This is a genomic window from Microtetraspora fusca (assembly GCF_001570365.1).
GTDB lineage: Bacteria > Actinomycetota > Actinomycetes > Streptosporangiales > Streptosporangiaceae > Microtetraspora > Microtetraspora fusca.
Genome location: NZ_BBYK01000044.1, coordinates 127225 through 143162 on the forward strand (window position 1 = coordinate 127225; position 15938 = coordinate 143162).

Annotated in this window: 18 protein-coding genes; 12 read left to right on the forward strand and 6 right to left on the reverse strand. The window is 68.0% G+C overall.

The annotated features are described in order from the left end of the window. Positions 1–216 precede the first annotated feature (216 nt). From AWQ68_RS13145 to AWQ68_RS13160, 4 genes are all read left to right on the forward strand, one after another. Positions 217–462 carry a hypothetical protein gene (locus tag AWQ68_RS13145; RefSeq protein WP_066939818.1) on the forward strand — a complete coding sequence of 82 codons (246 nt, stop codon included), beginning with the start codon at positions 217–219 and terminating at the stop codon, positions 460–462. Further along, positions 459–848, forward strand: a complete 390-nt coding sequence (locus tag AWQ68_RS13150; RefSeq protein WP_066939821.1) for a type II toxin-antitoxin system VapC family toxin — start codon at positions 459–461, stop codon at positions 846–848. The genes AWQ68_RS13145 and AWQ68_RS13150 overlap by 4 nt, the downstream gene beginning before the upstream one ends. A 66-nt stretch (positions 849–914) precedes the next feature. Next, the gene (locus tag AWQ68_RS13155; protein WP_066939824.1) at positions 915–1229 is read left to right on the forward strand and encodes a calcium-binding protein; all 315 of its coding nucleotides are present in this window, start codon (positions 915–917) and stop codon (positions 1227–1229) included. A gap of 4 nt (positions 1230–1233) precedes the next feature. Then, on the forward strand, positions 1234–2397 hold the full coding sequence (locus tag AWQ68_RS13160) for a hypothetical protein (RefSeq protein WP_066939827.1): 1164 nt from the start codon (positions 1234–1236) through the stop codon (positions 2395–2397). 773 nt (positions 2398–3170) lie between these two features. Here AWQ68_RS13160 and AWQ68_RS42380 read toward each other — a convergent pair. The 3 genes from AWQ68_RS42380 to AWQ68_RS13175 all read right to left on the reverse strand — a co-directional run bounded on the left by AWQ68_RS42380 (position 3171) and on the right by AWQ68_RS13175 (position 6689). Beyond that, complete coding sequence (locus tag AWQ68_RS42380) at positions 3171–3659, reverse strand: hypothetical protein (RefSeq protein ID WP_157545250.1); 489 nt, start codon at positions 3657–3659, stop codon at positions 3171–3173. Positions 3660–3764: 105 nt separating this feature from the next. Then, entirely contained in the window at positions 3765–5342 is a 1578-nt protein-coding gene (locus AWQ68_RS13170; RefSeq protein ID WP_066939832.1) for an amidohydrolase family protein, read from the reverse strand. A gap of 42 nt (positions 5343–5384) precedes the next feature. Beyond that, a complete protein-coding gene (locus tag AWQ68_RS13175; protein ID WP_169808910.1) occupies positions 5385–6689 on the reverse strand; it encodes an MFS transporter in 1305 nt (434 codons plus the stop codon). A gap of 167 nt (positions 6690–6856) precedes the next feature. Between AWQ68_RS13175 and AWQ68_RS13180 the strand changes: the two genes are divergently transcribed. From AWQ68_RS13180 to AWQ68_RS13200, 5 genes are all read left to right on the forward strand, one after another. After that, a complete protein-coding gene (locus AWQ68_RS13180; protein ID WP_169808911.1) occupies positions 6857–7819 on the forward strand; it encodes an Lrp/AsnC family transcriptional regulator in 963 nt (320 codons plus the stop codon). A gap of 486 nt (positions 7820–8305) precedes the next feature. Further along, on the forward strand, positions 8306–8950 hold the full coding sequence (locus AWQ68_RS13185) for a plasmid pRiA4b ORF-3 family protein (protein WP_084463934.1): 645 nt from the start codon (positions 8306–8308) through the stop codon (positions 8948–8950). A gap of 4 nt (positions 8951–8954) precedes the next feature. Next, positions 8955–9395, forward strand: coding sequence for a hypothetical protein (locus tag AWQ68_RS13190; protein WP_066939840.1), 441 nt, complete (start codon positions 8955–8957; stop codon positions 9393–9395). 281 nt (positions 9396–9676) lie between these two features. Next, positions 9677–10039: a type II toxin-antitoxin system RelE/ParE family toxin gene (locus tag AWQ68_RS13195; protein ID WP_066939843.1), complete on the forward strand. Its 363-nt coding sequence runs from the start codon at positions 9677–9679 to the stop codon at positions 10037–10039. Beyond that, positions 10036–10353: a helix-turn-helix domain-containing protein gene (locus AWQ68_RS13200; RefSeq protein WP_066939846.1), complete on the forward strand. Its 318-nt coding sequence runs from the start codon at positions 10036–10038 to the stop codon at positions 10351–10353. Before AWQ68_RS13195 ends, AWQ68_RS13200 begins: the two co-directional genes overlap by 4 nt. Positions 10354–10696: 343 nt before the next feature. Here the strand turns inward: AWQ68_RS13200 and AWQ68_RS13205 are convergent, their stop codons facing one another. Beyond that, positions 10697–11107 (reverse strand): site-specific integrase, encoded by a 411-nt coding sequence (locus AWQ68_RS13205; RefSeq protein WP_245655893.1) that lies wholly within the window; start codon positions 11105–11107, stop codon positions 10697–10699. Positions 11108–11152: 45 nt separating this feature from the next. Beyond that, complete coding sequence (locus AWQ68_RS13210; RefSeq protein WP_084463936.1) at positions 11153–12133, reverse strand: alpha/beta hydrolase fold domain-containing protein; 981 nt, start codon at positions 12131–12133, stop codon at positions 11153–11155. 92 nt (positions 12134–12225) lie between these two features. Here AWQ68_RS13210 and AWQ68_RS13215 point away from each other — a divergent pair, with 92 nt between their 5' ends. Genes AWQ68_RS13215 through AWQ68_RS13225 form a run of 3 tightly spaced genes read left to right on the forward strand, consistent with a single transcriptional unit; the run spans position 12226 to position 14884 of the window. Next, complete coding sequence (locus AWQ68_RS13215) at positions 12226–13044, forward strand: SDR family oxidoreductase (protein ID WP_066939854.1); 819 nt, start codon at positions 12226–12228, stop codon at positions 13042–13044. Continuing rightward, positions 13031–14263 carry an MFS transporter gene (locus AWQ68_RS13220; protein ID WP_084463938.1) on the forward strand — a complete coding sequence of 411 codons (1233 nt, stop codon included), beginning with the start codon at positions 13031–13033 and terminating at the stop codon, positions 14261–14263. Before AWQ68_RS13215 ends, AWQ68_RS13220 begins: the two co-directional genes overlap by 14 nt. Before the next feature lie 9 nt (positions 14264–14272). Beyond that, the gene (locus AWQ68_RS13225; RefSeq protein WP_066939857.1) at positions 14273–14884 is read left to right on the forward strand and encodes a TetR/AcrR family transcriptional regulator; all 612 of its coding nucleotides are present in this window, start codon (positions 14273–14275) and stop codon (positions 14882–14884) included. On the opposite strand, the gene AWQ68_RS13230 is transcribed toward AWQ68_RS13225, so the two are convergent. Beyond that, on the reverse strand, positions 14885–15865 hold the full coding sequence (locus AWQ68_RS13230) for a LacI family DNA-binding transcriptional regulator (RefSeq protein ID WP_066939860.1): 981 nt from the start codon (positions 15863–15865) through the stop codon (positions 14885–14887). It lies immediately after the preceding gene. Positions 15866–15938 lie beyond the last annotated feature (73 nt).

Consider the following 15938-nt stretch of genomic DNA (forward strand, 5'->3'; position numbering starts at 1 on the left):
GGGCGCACCTCAGCCCGCTGACCAGTACCTACATCCCGCGATCAAGCCTCATGTGCCCACGAACTGCGAAACTCGGGATCCAGGCTGAGATTCGGTTCGAACGCAACCTCATGACATGGACGTGGACGGATTCTATTCGTCGGCACGAGTAAGGCTTGGCCACCAGCTACGCTGAAAAAACAACCCAGGTGACGCGACCGAAGGAGTCGAGCGACGGTGAGCGTGGACCTCGAACACGAGCCCATTCACGATCTCGCCCGCCGGGTCATCCGGTTGGCCGAGGAAACCCAGCACGCCGCTCAAGTGCTCGAGCGCCGTTTGGAAGCGCTGGAACGCCGCACCGGAGCCGCCGGCAGAGCCGAACGCATCCTGAGCGTTGCCGCCGATATGCGAACCCGCCTTGGCCAGGACAAGCTGTCCACCGATGACCTGTACGACCCGGACACCGGCCTTCCCGCATGATCATCGATTCCAGCGCCATCATCGCCGTCATCAACGGCGAGCCCGAGGCCACCCGCTTTGCCCACGCCATCGCCGCAGCCGTGTGTCGTATCTCGGCTGTCAACTACGTCGAGGCGGCCATCGTGGCGGACAACCGCGGCGAGACCATGCGTAACGCCTTCGACACGCTCGTCAACGAGATGGGGCTCATCATCGAGCCCGTAACACCTAATCAGGCAAGAATCGCGCGCCGCGCTTACCAGACTTACGGCAAAGGCAACCACTCCAAGGCCAAACTCAACATGGGCGACTGCTTCGCCTACGCTCTCGCCAAGGACCTGGACCAGCCCCTGCTCTTCAAAGGCGAGGATTTTCCACACACGGACATCACCCCTGCCAAGCCATGACGGTCAACGCATCCCCTGCCCGAGGATGATCGCAGGCAGTCCTCGGCAGGAGTATCGTCTGCGGCCATGACTCGCCGCCCCCCGAAAGAACACCTGGACGAGCTGATCGAGCAGGTGATTGTGGACGCCTACACCGACGAAGAGCAGCTCTCCAGCTTCCAGATGATGATCGGCGACAACCTGGCAGTGCCGTTCGAGACGAACATGCTCGGCCTGCAGGTCACCGTCACCGCGATCGACTTCCGCGTAGGGAGCGGCATCGTGGCGATCTGCCGCCACGGCCGGCAACGGCAGGCGATCGGCATCCTCGACCTGCCGTTGCCTGACCCACCCCCGGCCGGCGCCGAATGGATCGACGCGTACCGCCGCTGGGCCGGGTGAAAGCGTGAGCGAGTACCAGTACTACGAGTTCCTGACCATCGACCGGCCGCTCACCGACCGGCAGCAGGCCGAGGTCCGCGCCCTGTCCACCCGAGCCCACATCACCGCCACCAGCTTCACCAACGAATACCACTGGGGTAACTTCCGCGGCGACCCGCACCGCATGATGGAGCGCTACTACGACGCCCACCTGTATCTGACCAATTGGGGCACCCACCAGGTCATGCTCCGCCTCCCCCGAACCGTGCTGGATCCCGCGCTGGCCGAACGCTACTGCGCAGGCGACCAGGTCAGCGCCTGGACCAGCGGCGAACACCTCATCCTCAACTTCACCAGCGAGGCGGAAGAGGAGTACTGGGAAGACGGCGTCGAACGCTCCCTGTCAGCGATCGTCGGGGTCCGTGCCGAACTGGCCGCCGGTGATCTGCGGCCGCTCTATCTTGCCTGGTTGTCGGCCTACGGGACATGGGAGCGCGACGAGGACGCCTTCGACTACGCCGAAGAGGACGAGCCGGAGCCTCCTGTCCCACCGGGGCTGGGCTCGCTCAGTGCCGCCCAGCGTGCCCTGGCTGACTTCCTGCGCTTGGACGACGACCTCCTCGCGACCGCCGCCGAGGCCAGCCCACCGGCGCAAGCCGTGCAACATGATCGGGCTGCTCTGGCCGCCTGGATCGGTAGCCTGCCCGCCAAACGCAAGACCGCGCTGCTGTTGCGGGTGGCCGAGGACGACACCACGCGGGTCCGATGGGAACTGCTCCGCGAGTTCGGCGGCAACACCGCCTCCCAGGTGGAGGCCGGGCGGACGGTCGCTGAGCTGCTGGACGCCGCCGGCGCTCGCCGCCACGCCCGTGAGCAGCAGGAGACAGCCCGGCGCGCGGAAGAACTGGCACGCCAGGAACAGGAGCGGCGCCAGGCCCGGGAACTTCATTTGAACCGGCTCGCCCACGATCTCGAAGCCGCGTGGGCACGGGTGGAGATGTTCATCGACACCAAGAAGCCACGCGAGTACGACCAGGCCGTCGATCTCCTCCGCGACCTGCAGGCCCTGGCCATCCGCGACGACCATGTCGGCACCTTCGCTCAACGCTTTACCCACCTTCGGGAACGGCACCGGAGCAAGCCCAGTCTGATCAAGCGATTCACCGAAGCCGGCCTCGTCGCGGAGTGACCAGAAATCCCGGCCTTGAACATCGGCGATGTGCGTTCGCCGCGGAACGTATAGCCATAGTCGGTGGGGTAAAGCCCACCCGGCATCGCTGGTTGCTCATCGACTGACAGCGGGGTCGGTTGCACCTCCCATACAGGGCGGGGCAAGTGAGCCTCGTACGGGAGGTGTGCGCTGCCCAACCACGAGAGCGTGAAGGAGTTCCCCAGTTATCAGGTCAAGCCCTCATTTGCTCGTTTGGATGCCCCGGTCGGTTGCTCGATGATCGCTCGCGTGTATGGGATACGACATGACATGGACCGTCACCAGCCGATACGAAAACGGCGACAACGCCGGACAGGGTGACACGAATCGGCATGCCCGGATAGCAAATGGCAAGTAACAAGTGATCTTTTAATCCGTAGGTTCGGGGTTCGAATCCCTGGCGCCCCACCACTCCGCACCCCGTCTGACGTGGGATTTCTCGATCAGGCGCGGCTTCGGATCGAGAAGTTGATCTCGTTTGGTTGCTCGTTGTCTCCTCGCGGGCACGGATCGGGCACGCGGTAGATCGTTCAGACCGCCCATGTCAGGGCAGACCCGAGAGACGATCAAGAGAAGATCACAACCGAAGACCCCTCGGGGCAACCACGCCCGACGATGGCATGCCAACCGTCAAGGATCGTCTCCACGTACTCTGCTGGACTTACGGCCTCCTGAACCAGCGGACGGATAATCCGCTGGTGAAACTGCTCAACCGACGTTCACCCGCGAGGTGTGCTTCCTCACGCCTGGCGTTACATGCCGGGGCGGACGTCCACCTTCACAAACGCGTTGTAGCAGTAGCACGGCTCGGCTTCGATCGGCGGGTATTCGGGGAAGGTAGCCTCTCCACGGCCGACAACCTGCCCCTTCCTGTTCTTTACGACGACTCGAACGGGCATGCGCGAGTAGTCGGTGGCCTGTCCAGGAAGGTTGACGTTGAAGACGATGTCCTGGACTCCGGCCAGGGTGCTGAGCCCCTGGGCAGGGGTGGGGAACATAGACGAGCTGGGAACGTTCAACAGCCCTTCCCGGCAAATGTCATGTGCGTCGCACAGCTGATAGGTGAGGCCGGATCTCACGATCGAATGATGCACGGTGAGCTGAACCCTGTGTCCCGCGCACGGCTTGCAGGCAGGGGCCGCCCCACATCCCGTCAGCGCCGCTACTACCACGGCGGCGCAAACCAGCGTACGGAATGCCGGCGATTGCGACTCGGGTTTCCCGTGCGCTGCTGTGATCATGTTTGCCTCCGTGGATACATCGGCTCGGGGTGGCATGTGGGCCGCTGTGGCTTAGGACCTCTCCACGTTTTCAGGGGATTGACACTCCTCGCTAGGAGGGGAAGCTCACTGCCTTGTGCTGCCGTCTTCGCCGGCCAGCACAATGTCCTTTTGCCGGGCGCGCTCGTCTTGCACCATGGCCCGTACATCGGCGCGCAGGCGGGCTGCATCGTAGACGATGCCCTCCCTGACCGTCAGCTTCACTCCACCCGTGCGATAGGGAAGGCCTTCGGGGCTATAGCGCAGGTGGCCGTGGCCGTAGAGCAGCTTGAGGTTGGCCAGCGGGTTCTCCTCGACGATGAGAAGGTCGGCGCGCTTGCCGGGCTCGATGCTGCCGGTCACGTCATCGATGCCGAGCAGCTCCGCACCGGACAGGGTGGCCGCGCGTATGACCTCCAAAGGATGCAAGCCCGCCTCACGCAGGAGTTCCAGTTCTTCCACCAGGCCGAATCCGTAGACCTTGTAGATGAAACCGGAGTCCGAGCCCGCGGCGACCCTGCCGCCTCGCTGGTGGAAGTCGCGGACGAGCTGCATCCACTTCTGATAGGCGTGCCGCCAGGCGACCTCCTGCTCGGTGCCCCAATCGGAGAAGAACGAGCCGTGCGCACGAGGGCTCGGGGTGAAGAAGCTCTCGAGTTGGGGAGCCGTGTAGTCAGCGTGCCACTCCGAGGCGCGTGTCCTGGCGGCGTCGCGGGTCGCGATGTAGATGTTGAACGTCGGTACCAGCGTGGTGCCCAGGCTCAGCAGCTCGTCCAGCACGGCGTCCCAGCGGGCGCTGCCCGGCTCGGCGCACTGCTGCCACACCTCGGCGCCCACGCCGAAGCGGACGGCTTCATCAAGGTAGTTGTAGTCCGGCCGGTAGTGCTGCACCGTTCGGTCGGTGAACATGGCCTCGGCCAGCCCATACCAGTGCTCGACGCTGCGCAGCCCCCACCGCGACGTGGCCAGCGCGTTGACCCGCGCCACGTCCTGCTGGGCGTGGTGGCAGGCGGTGCCGAGCCCGAGATGTGCGGCCTCCTGCAGCGCAGCCTGCATGGCCTTCGGCGGTGCCCCGAAGAACTTCACGCCAGCCGCCCCCTGCTCCGCCGCCGCCTGGACCCAGGCGCACGCCTGCCTTTCGCCGGTCGGTGTCGCGCCCAAGCCGTGCCCGAAATACACATACGGAACGATCGAGGGTGCGACGATCTCCAGCTCCTGGCTGCGCCGGGCCTCTTCGGCGGTGAAGGCGAAGCCGTTCGTCATCGCGCCCAGCTCGCGGACTGTGGTCACTCCGTGCCCGAGCCACAGCTTGTAGCAGTAGTCGGCCCGTGGCGCCTGCTCGGGTGTGGCGATGTGAGCGTGCGCGTCGATCAGACCCGGTAGAACGTAGTGTCCGGTCAGGTCGAGCACCCGGTCGGCAGATACCGTCGCCCATGCCTCGGGGGCATCGGCGACCCGCGTGGCGTTGCCCGCTGCGAGCACGGCGGCGATGGTGCCGCCTTCGATGACGAGGTCCACCGGCCCGTAGGGAGGCGCCCCGGTGCCGTCCACTACGGTGAGACCGCGCAGGATCATACGGCGATATGGGCCTTGGCCAGGGGTGTTGTCCGCGGAACGATCGGGGGAGGGCCCGATGGGGCGGAAGCCAGCCAGGGCTTCGGACATGTTCTCCTCCAGGGTGTGGAAGCCGGGCTACGACAAAGGGGCTCAGTCTCTGGACAGCTCTCTCCCGGCCATCTCCCGCATCGTGAGGAAAGCGACGCCGGTGATCGCGCAGAGCAGGGCAACCCACCCGAAGTACGCCGCGCGGAGGCCCTGACCCTCCAGCCAGGTGGCCAGGTAGGGCGCGGTGCCACCGAAGGCCGCCGTGGCCAGGGCGTAGGGCAGTCCGATGCCCAGAGCACGCACCGACGTGGGGAACTGCTCGGCCATCACCGCTGAGACGGTGGCGCTGGTCATGGCGAGGAAGGTGATCGCGACGCACAGGAGGAGGACCGCGAGGACCGGTCCGCCGTCGAGGGCGAGGGAGACGGGCACGACCGCGACGGCCATGCCGAACGCACCTGCCGCCATGATCGGTCGTCGGCCGAACCTGTCGGTCAGGTGTCCCCACAGCGGCATCTGCGCGGAGTAGACGATAAGGGTGATCGAGGTGACGACGAAGGCCGCCGTGGCCGACATTCCCACCGCGGTCTTCAGGTAAGTCGGCATGTGAACGGCGAAGGTGTAGTAGGCGATCGTGCCGCCGACGTTGAAGCAGACCACACGCACCACGGCTCCGGGGTGCCTGCGCAGCAGTGCTCTCAGTCCTTGCTTCGGGCCGTCGGCGCGCTTCGCGACCTCGCGGAACGCCTCGGTCTCCGGGAGCTGCTTACGCAAGCGTAGACCGTACAGGCACAGCACAGCCCCCAGAACGAAGGCCAGACGCCATCCCCAGTCGGTGAGCTGGGCCGGTGACAGCAGCACGGACAGAGCCGTCCCGAACAGTGTCGCCAAAAGGGTGCCCGCGCCCACACCGAGAAAGATGAACGAGGAGTAGAAGCCCCGTCGGGCCGCCGGCACAGCCTCAGTGAGGAAGGCGCTGCTGCTCGGCATCTCGCCGCCGGCCGACAGGCCCTGCAGCAAGCGGGCGGTAGTGAGCAGCGTGGGAGCGACCCAGCCGATCGTCGCGTAGGAGGGGGTGATGGCGATCACTGCCATGCTGGCGGACATGAGCAGGATGGACGCGGCGAAGGCGGGACGGCGGCCGAAGCGGTCCGCCGCGTAGCCGAACAGGACACCGCCGAGTGGCCGGACGACGAACGACACCGCGAAGACCAGATAGGTGGCGAGCAAGGAGGCCAGCGGCGAGGAGGCGGGGAAGAACTTCTCCGCGAAGTAAGGCGCGAAGATCGCATAGACCGACCAGTCGAACCACTCGACGATCTGCCCGATGGTGGTCCCGGCCACGAGCGGCCGGAGCGCGGTGCGCGGGGACTCGCCGGTTGCGGCGCCGGCGGGGAGAGTAGGCAAAACGATCACCTCGGTGCGGGGGGTGTGCGAGAAGGCAGCGTTCGATTGGACGGCCAGTTGGCTCTGCCGCACTAAGGTCAGTGATGGGTGGCCATAACGACAACCACCCCGCAGTAAAAACGCGGAAACCGGCAACTTGATCGCTCTTGATGAAGGATTCAGGCAGGATGAACGCCCTGTCACAGCTTGACCTCACGCTGGTCCGGGCGCTCCGGCGCCACCCTCGCGCCCCGCTCAAGGATCTGGCGGCTGCCTGCGGGGTCAGCGAACGCACGGCGGGACGCCATCTGGACGCCTTGCTCGACCGAGGCACTATAAGGGTCACCGCGACACTGATCTCCGAGCGGATCGGCGAGGGCCTGGTGGCCGCACTCGACGTGACGTGCGCACCCGGCCGGGCCGCGCAGGTGGCCGATGAGCTCGCGGCACGCGACGACGTTCGCTTCGCCGCACAGACCGTCGGCAGTGCCGACGTCGTTGCCGAACTGACCGCCGCCGACCGCGCCACCCTCGTCCGCTCGCTGAGCGACGACATCCCGCGGATCCCCGGCATCCTGTCCATGCGCACGGCGATCGTCCTGGAGACACTGCTGACCGCCAACGACTGGGATCCGGGCGGGCCGGACACTCCCTGGCGTGCGCGGGCCAGACGCGGCGAGCAGCCGCCCCGCGCGCCTGCCCTGGACACCACGGACAGGAGAATCGAGCAGGCGCTACGCCGCGACGCCCGGCTCCCGGTGGCCCGTCTCGCCCAGGAACTGGGCATGTCGGAGTCCGGGGTACGGCGGCGCCTCGAACACCTGCTGGCGTGCGAGGCCCTCGTGCTGCGGTGCGAGGTGCCCGCCGACCTGCTCGGATACCCGGTGGAGACCCGGTTCCTGCTTAACGTGCAGCCCCGCCACCTGGAGCGTGCTCTGCGACAGCTTGCCGCCGAGCCGGTGATCCGCACCTTGGAGGTGGTGACCGGACCGTTCAACGTCCTCGGCTACGCCGCCCATCGCACTCCCGGCGAGATCACAATGCTCTTTCACCGTTCGCTGGCCCCGTTGGCGGGAGTACTGGCCACCGACGTGTCCGTCGTCCTGCGCGCGACAAAACGCTCGTGGACCCGGCTGGGCGGCGACACGTGAGCCTCCTGACACCGGATCCGATCCCAGCGCGGATCAAGCGACGCCCCGCCCAGGCCCGCCTACCCTGCGACGACTTTTGAAGCGGTACAGGGCAGAATCGCCGAGAAGAACCGCTTGCGCTCGCCGGTGACCTCGTCGATGCGCTTGTCGTTGACCCGCGGAGCCTTCACCTCGATCGCGCCGGCCGCAACGCCACTCCAGGAGCTTCGAGTGCCGTTCTACCGTGCCTGTACTGCTTCAAAACGGCTCTTCGCAGTTGAGGGTGTAGCCGCGGGGCGTGCGGCGATCGCCGAGCTGGGTCGAGCCCGTCGAGGCATACACAGAGGGAGAGACTGACTTGTCCAGTTCAACCTGAGAGCCCACACGGCTGACGGTCGGCGCTCGCTCACTCCTCTTCGCCGCGTTCTTCGCAGGCAAGGGCGGCGCGGCGCGCTGGCCGCACTGGAGCGCTACAGCGCGAGGGACGCCTGGTATGTCCTGAAGGACATGATGGGCGGTGACCTGCACGCAGACGTGCGCGACAGCCGGCACCCAGAAGCTGCGCGGCTGTTGAAGGCATTGCCGGCCGCGCCACTGCGGATCCCGATCTATCAGCTCAAAATCTCTTTGTCACGCGGGTTGTGGCGGCGCGTCCTGGTGCCGGAAAACTATTCGCTGGGCGCACTGCATCGGGTGATCCAGGTGCTGTTCGGCTGGAGCGGCGATCACCTGCATCTCTTCGAGCACGGCAAGCGCCGCTACACCGACCCTTTCTACCCGCTGGAGAATTGCGGGGATGAGGAGCTGTGCCGGCTGAACCGGGCGCTGCCCGCCCTGCGGACGAAGCTCACCTACACCTACGACCTCGGCGACTGCCGGCGGCACGAGATCGTCCTGGAGAAGATCCTCGACCCGGAGATCGACATCCCGATCTGTGTGGACGGGCATGGCGACAACCCAATCGAGGACTACAACCCTGACTACCCCGAAGAACCGGTGCCGTTCGACCAGGACGCCGTCAACCAGACGCTGGCCGAGCGCTTGGCATACCAGACTGCCGTGCGTGACGACGATAACGATCGACGAGGCGCTTACCCGGTTTCTGAACGAGCAGCGCGCCCGATCGGCTCCGCGGACCTTTCACACTTATGAGGAGGTGATCGACCTCTTCCGGGACTGCATGAACATGTACGGTCCCAACATCCTGGACGAGGAGGACGAGAAGCGGTGGCGCGAAACCTTCGACAACGGTGACGAGGACGCCTTCACCCGACTGCTGGACGCGGGATACATCGAGAGCATGCTGAGCGAGTTTCTCGGCTATTTCATGATCCGCAAAGTGATGGCGGTCCAGGGACTACTACTCGCTGCCGGAACCGTCACCAAGAAGCTCGTCACATGGCTCGCCGAGCAGGGCGTGATCGAGCGGGAAATGGCAGCCGCCCAAGCCGCGCGAGCCGCCGATGCGGCGCGCGACCCGCCCAAGGCGGACCGTCTGGCCGAGGCGCTGCACCGGTCGTCGCTGAAGACTCCGCATCGTGACCCGGATACCACTGATCGCTGGGTGGAGGAGGGCATTCCCCTTCCGATCAGTTGAGCCGGGCAAGCTCTGGTTCGACGAGGACATCGGTCCGCTGGCCGTGCCACCGGAGATCAGCCACCTCGCCCGGATCGGGTGGGAGGTGGCTGTAGTGCTGGCCTTCACCGCGAACCGATGGTGGCCGGTCGAGGTTGGCAATGTATATCCATGACCCTGGGTACATAGCCCGGGACTCTGCGCTGGAGCGGGCTCTACGGCAATTGCATCGCCTGTCGAAAGCCGGAGCCACCGGGCCTGCTCATGGACCTCTGAGGTATACCTATTGCTATACTCCATAGGTGGCCGGAGAGGAATGGGACGTCTACCTCGTAACCGAGGTCCGCGAATGGATCGAGCAGCTCGACGATGCCACCCACGCCAGGGTGGTGCAGGCCATCGACGCGCTCGCCGAAGGTGGCCCCGGGCTGGGACGGCCGCTGGTCGATACGATCAGCGGATCGTCGATTCAGAACCTCAAGGAACTCCGGCCCGGCACGGTACGCGTCCTGTTCGCCTTTGACCCGTGGCGCTCCAGCATCCTGCTGGTCGCCGGCGACAAGGCCGGGCGATGGAAAAGCTGGTACGAGGAGGCCATTCCGCTGGCCGAGCACCGGTTTGAGGTCTATCTAAAGGAGCGCGCTCAGCAGGAGGAGGGCAGATGAGCGGGTACGTTCGCTGGAACGATATCCGGGCGAAGCATGTCGAGCGGGCCGGCGGCGAGGAAGCGGTCGAAGCCGGTAAGCGGGAGCTTCTGGCCGAGGTCCAGGGACATCGGCTGGCGGAGATCCGCCGCAGCCGTGGCCTGACTCAGCAGCAGGTGGCCGAGCGCATGGGGGTCACCAAGGGGCGCATCTCTCAGATCGAGCAGGGCAAGATCTCTGGCCAGGACATCCTGGCCCGCTACGCGGCCGCCCTCGGAGGCCGACTCCACCAGTCGATCTACTTCGATGACGGTGATATCGCCGCGATCGCTTGACCAACTCGATCAGAACGTCATGCTGGGCGCGGTAGCCGACTTGGGCGACCACTCCGCGTAGGGCGCGTGGGCAACCCGGCGATGGTCAAGCGATCCGTGTTTGCTCGCTGGTTGCTCGCCTGTCCCCGGTACAGCACGGCACACGGTGTCATCACCCGGCAGAGCGGCAGGGAGAATGGCGGACGAAACGGTGTGAAACGACACGGTGCGACACCGGGCGACACTGATCCATGGCGCTTTTAATCCGTAGGTTCAGGGTTCGAATCCCTGGCGCCCCACCACACTGACCTGGGCGTGCGCCTTAACGGGAGATCACTCGATCATGGCCTGGGACACGGATGGGTCACACCTGGGTCATCCAGCCGCATCGCCCCCGGCGCACCCGTCGGGCGGTCCCGCGCGCCGCCGACAGCACCAGCCGTGCCGTCGCCCTGGCCGCCCGGTGATGCAGCTCCGGTAGCACCGAGGTGTAGGTGTCGGCGGTCAGCACGATGCTGGCGTGGCCGACCTGGTCCTGTACGACCGGTAGATCCACATGTGCGGCCAGCGCCATCGTGACCGCGCCGTACCGCAGGTCGTGCAACCGCACCGGCGGTAGCCCGCTCCTCAGCACCAGCCCATGGAACCGGTAGGTCAGGTAGTCCGGCGCCACCGAGCTGCCGCCCCGGCGAGTCTGCGCCGTGTCGTCCCAGGCCTCCCCGCGACGTGTCTTCTCCGCCCGCCGGTCGCGTTCATGACGGCGTAGCAACCGCACCGTCTGCGGAGACTGTCCGCTCGCGCCGAGCCAGAACTTGATCTTTCATGCGCAGCGCAGATCCCGGTTCACGTGCGTTTCACGTACGTAGGCCGCGTAGACGGCTTCGTAACGGCGGGCGGAGGCCGACAGGGCGGTCATGCCGGTCCCGCCATGGAAGATGTCCGGGGCGTGATAGGTCGTCACCTCCACGCCCTCCCGCAGGAGCAGCTGGGCGTAAGCCTGACCAGAGTCGCGCAGCCGGTCGAACTGATTGGTCATGATCATGGTCTTGATGCCGCGCATGCCGTCCGGGATCGCCGCGCGCAGCGGTGAGGCCGCGAGCAGTTGCTCCGAGCGGGGAGACTCGCCGAACAGGTGGCGACGGGCCAGCGCGAGGTCGGCGGCGGTGGGAGTGCACCGCGGGTCCATCTCCGCCTCGTAGATCGCGTCGTCGAGCCAGTCGGTCAATGGCACGCTGAGCACCTGGGCGACCAGTCTGGGCCCGTCACCGGCCGCGCAACGCAGGGCGACGACCGCCGCCGCGTTCGCGCCCGCGCTCTCCCCTCCCACCGACAGCGACGAGGGGTCGAGGCCCAGCTCCGCGCCGTTGGCGGCGAGCCAGGCCGTCGCCTCCGCGCAGTCGTCGATCGGAATCGGGTAGGGATGCTCGGGCGCCAGCCGGTAGTCGACCGAGACGATCGCGACCCCGGACAGCTTGGCCAGCCAGCGGCTGTGGATGTCGGACAGCTCCACGCTGCCCAGCCAGTAGGCGCCCCCGTGGAAGAACACGTGGGTTCCCACCGCGCCTTCGCAGCGGTAGATCCGCGCGCCGATCACGCCGCCCTCGCCCGGGATCTCCAGGTCCTCGGTGGCGACGCCCTCGGGGGCGGGTCTGACCACGAACTCGAGCGAGGCTCGCCACAGCTGGGCGTTCTCCTCGCGCAGTTCGGCGGCGCTCCGCTCCTGGTCGACCGGTTCCGAAGCCATCATCACGCGGAGCACCTCGCCCAGAGGACCCTCGACCACGCCTGCTCGGATGGACATCACTACCTCTTCCGCTCGGCCTGCGCCCGATCACCCCTAGCCTACCGAGTGCTTGGTAAGTATGCTCGCGGCATCTTTCCGAAGGGATGCCGATGTCTGATCAACTCCAGGGCCGTACGGCGGTCGTCACCGGCGGGGCCAGCGGCATCGGGGCCGCTCTCTGCGCGGAACTCGCATCGCGCGGGATGGCGGTCGTCGTGGCCGACATCGACGGCGCGGGCGCACGACGCGTCGCCGCCGAGCTGGACGGGCCCGCCCTCGGCGTGCCCACCGACGTCACCGACCCCGAGTCGGCCGAGGCTCTCGCGCGGGCCGCCTACGCCGAGTTCGGCTCGGTCGAGCTGCTGTGCAACAACGCAGGTGTGCTGCTGTTCGGCACGATCGCCGACTCCTCGGTCGGCGACTGGCGGTGGCTGTCCTCGGTCAACGTCGAGGGCCTGCTCAACTGCTTGCACGCCTTCCTGCCCAGGATGCGCGGGCAGGGCGGGTGGCGGCACGTGATGAACACCGCCTCCACCCACGCCTTCCTGCCCGACCCGGGCTTCACCGCCCTCTACAGCGCCACCAAGAACGCCATCGTCGCGCTCTCCCTCGGCCTGCGGACCGAGCTGGAGCCCGACGGCATCGGCGTCACCGTCCTGTGTCCCGGCCAGGTCGACACCCGCATCCTCGACTCCCAGCGCAACCGCCCGGGCACCTTCGGCCGGCGGGCAGCCGAGCCGTTCGGCACCGGCCCCGTCCCGATGGCCATCGAGCCGGGGCAGGTCGCCCGCGAGGCCGTCGAGGGCGTCCTGCGCGGCGCCCCGCTGGTCTTCGCCCTCCCCTCGCACGGCCGCGACCTCTTCCACTCCCAGGTGCGGGAGCTGTGGCAGCTCGCGGGTGACGCACTGCAGCGCGATGCCCCGCACTAAGGAAGCCGTGCCCGCCTCGCTGCGGCGGCTCTTCCTCACCGTGCCCTTCGTCGGCGCCGCCGCGCCCCTGGCCTACGCCACCTCCGGCTACTTCCTGCCGATCCAGGTCCAGGCCATCGACAACGGGGCCAAGGTCGGGAACCTGGCTCTCATCAACACCCTGAGCGCCTGCGCGGCGATGGTCGCCCAACCCGTCATCGGCCTGCTGTCCGACCGGACCCGCACCCGCTTCGGCGCCCGGGCACCGTGGATGGTCGCCGGCGCGGCCATCGGCTTCGCCGCACTGCTGCTGGCGGGCCAGGCGAGCACCGTGGCCCTGCTGATCGCGGCGATGATGCTGGTCCAGTTCGGCTTCAACGCCTTCCAGGGCCCGCTGGGGGCGATCATGCCGGATCGGGTGCCCACCCGGCTGCGCGGCCGCTACTCGACGCTGATCGGGCTGGGCCAGGTCCTCGGAGCGATCCTCGGACCGGTCCTGGCCTCCCTGTTCCTCAGCCGTATCCCCGCCGGCTACGCCACCTTCTCGGTCGTCGTCCTGGCGGTCATCCTGCTGTTCGTCGTGCTGAACCGCGACCCCGGCAACCGGGACCTGGCCCGGCCGCCCTTCTCCGCGGCGGCCTTCCTCAAGGCGTTCTGGGTCAACCCCGTGCGCCACCCCGACTTCTTCTGGGCGTTCCTGGGCCGCATCCTCATCTTCGGCGGCTACTACATGGCCCTCACCTACAGCTTCTACATCGCCCAGGACTACCTCGGCCTCGATGCCGAGGAGGCCGCCAGGCTGACGCCCCTGCTCGGGCTGGCGGGCGTGCCCGGCTTCCTGGTCGCGATCGCCGTGTCCGGACCGCTGTCGGACCGGATGGGCAGGCGCAAGCCGCTCACCCTGACCGGCGGGCTGGTCATCTCCCTGTCGGCGCTCGTCCCGCTGCTGATGCCGACCGTGGCCGGCATGCTCGTCTCGGCCATCGTCGCGACCATCGGCTTCGGCGTCTTCATCTCCGTCGACCAGGCCCTGGTCTCGGAGGTGCTGCCCAGCCGCGACGACTTCGCCAAGGACCTGGGTGTGCTCAACCTGGCCGCGACCCTGCCCAACACGGTGGCACCCGCCGCCGCAGGGGCCGTCGTGTCGGCGTTCGGCGGGTACGGCCCGCTGTACGGCGCGGTGGCGATCATCACGGTCCTGGGCGCGCTGGCGGTCCTGCCGATCAAGGGGGTGCGTTAGGGTCGGCGGATGGCCAGGACACGTGGCGCCGAGCGCGCCGGGGCGGCCCGGCGCGCCAAGATCCTGAACGTCGCTCTCGACCTCTTCGCGGCCCGCGGCTATCGGGGCACCTCGATCGCGGCCGTCGCCGAGGCGGCCGGGATCACCCAACCGGGCCTGCTGCACCACTTCCCCAGCAAGGAGGCACTGCTCGCCGAGGTGCTGGCCGAGCGCGACCGGCAGGTCCTGCTGGCCGCCGGCAGCGACCGCGCGGCCGAGGGGCCCAACCTGGTGTGCGCCCTGGAGATCGTGCACGACATGCTCGCCCAGGCCCGCGGCAATCGCGGGCTCACCCGCCTGGGGCACCTCGGCACGTCCGGCTCCGACGAGGTTCCCGAGCTGGCGCGGGAGTGGGCCAGGCGGCGCGTCCACACCTATCGCACGGACCTGGCCACGGTGATCGCGCAGGACATCGCCGCCGGTCGCGTGCGCGCCGACGCCGACCCCGTCGCGACCGCGTCGCTCATCATCGCCGCGATCACCGGGCTGGAGGAGCAGTGGCTGCTGGATGAGTCCTTCGACATGCTGGCGGCGATGGACGCCTTCACCCGGGTGCTCTGCCGCGACCTGATCGAGGGCTGATCAGGTGGACGAGCGTGGGATCAGTCGGAAGTGCCGGGCGTCCGCGGCCAGGCCGTACCGCCTGCCTTCCAGGGCCTCCAGCACCGCGTCGGCCAGTTCCCGGCCCAGCGCGTGGCTGTCGAAGGCGACGGTGGTCAGCGGCGGCCCGGCCAGCCGTGCGGTCGGCATGTCCTCCACCCCCACGACAGCCAGGTCGTCCGGGGCGGCAAGGCCCCGCTCCCGCAGGCCCGCCAGGACGGCGACGGCGACCTCGTCGCTGTAGGCGCACACCGCGCTCACGCCCTCCTGCCGCCAGCCGGCCACGGCCCGCGCCGCGCTGTCGGCCTCCAGGTCCACGGTCAGCACCACCGGTGGCGCCAGCCCGGCGGCCGCGCAGGCCTGTCCCACGCCGCGCAGGCGCTCGTTCGCGATCGGCTCGGCGAGCGCGATGCCGGGGGTGGCGTAGCCGATGCGCCCGTGCCCCCTGGCGATCAGGTGCTCGGCCTGCAGACGGCCGACCTCGCGCTGGTAGTCGGCGAGGCTGTCGGTCTCGGTCGGCAACACCACGTCGGCGCCGGCCTCGTACAGCGCGGCGGAGGTGGCGGCGTCGAAGGGCTCCAGGCCCAGGACCGCCGAGGCCGCGACGGCGGCGCAGACATCGGGCAGCGGGCGTGTGCCCTCGCCTCCCAGGTGCAGAACGAGCGTGAGCCGCCTGGCCGCCAGCGCGGCGGCCAGGCCCTCGACGACGCTGGTGACGGTCGGCCCCTGCGTCATCGAGTGCAGCGACAGCAGCACGATGTCGCTGCGCCCGGCTGCCAGGGCGCGAGCCGGGGCGTGTGGCCGATAGCCCAAGCGCTGGGCGGCCTCCAGCACGCGGCGCCTGGTCTCCTCGGGGATGGACTGGCCCGGCCGGTCGTTGAGCACGAAGCTCACCGTGGTGCGGGAGACGCCGACGGCCCGGGCCACGTCGGCGCTGGTGACCCGCCTCGCGGCTTTGGCCATGCGCCCCTCCCCGTTATCAAACCTTGGCTTGCCCGTACGGCAGAGCCCAATGCTAGCGTGCTAACGCGCGTTG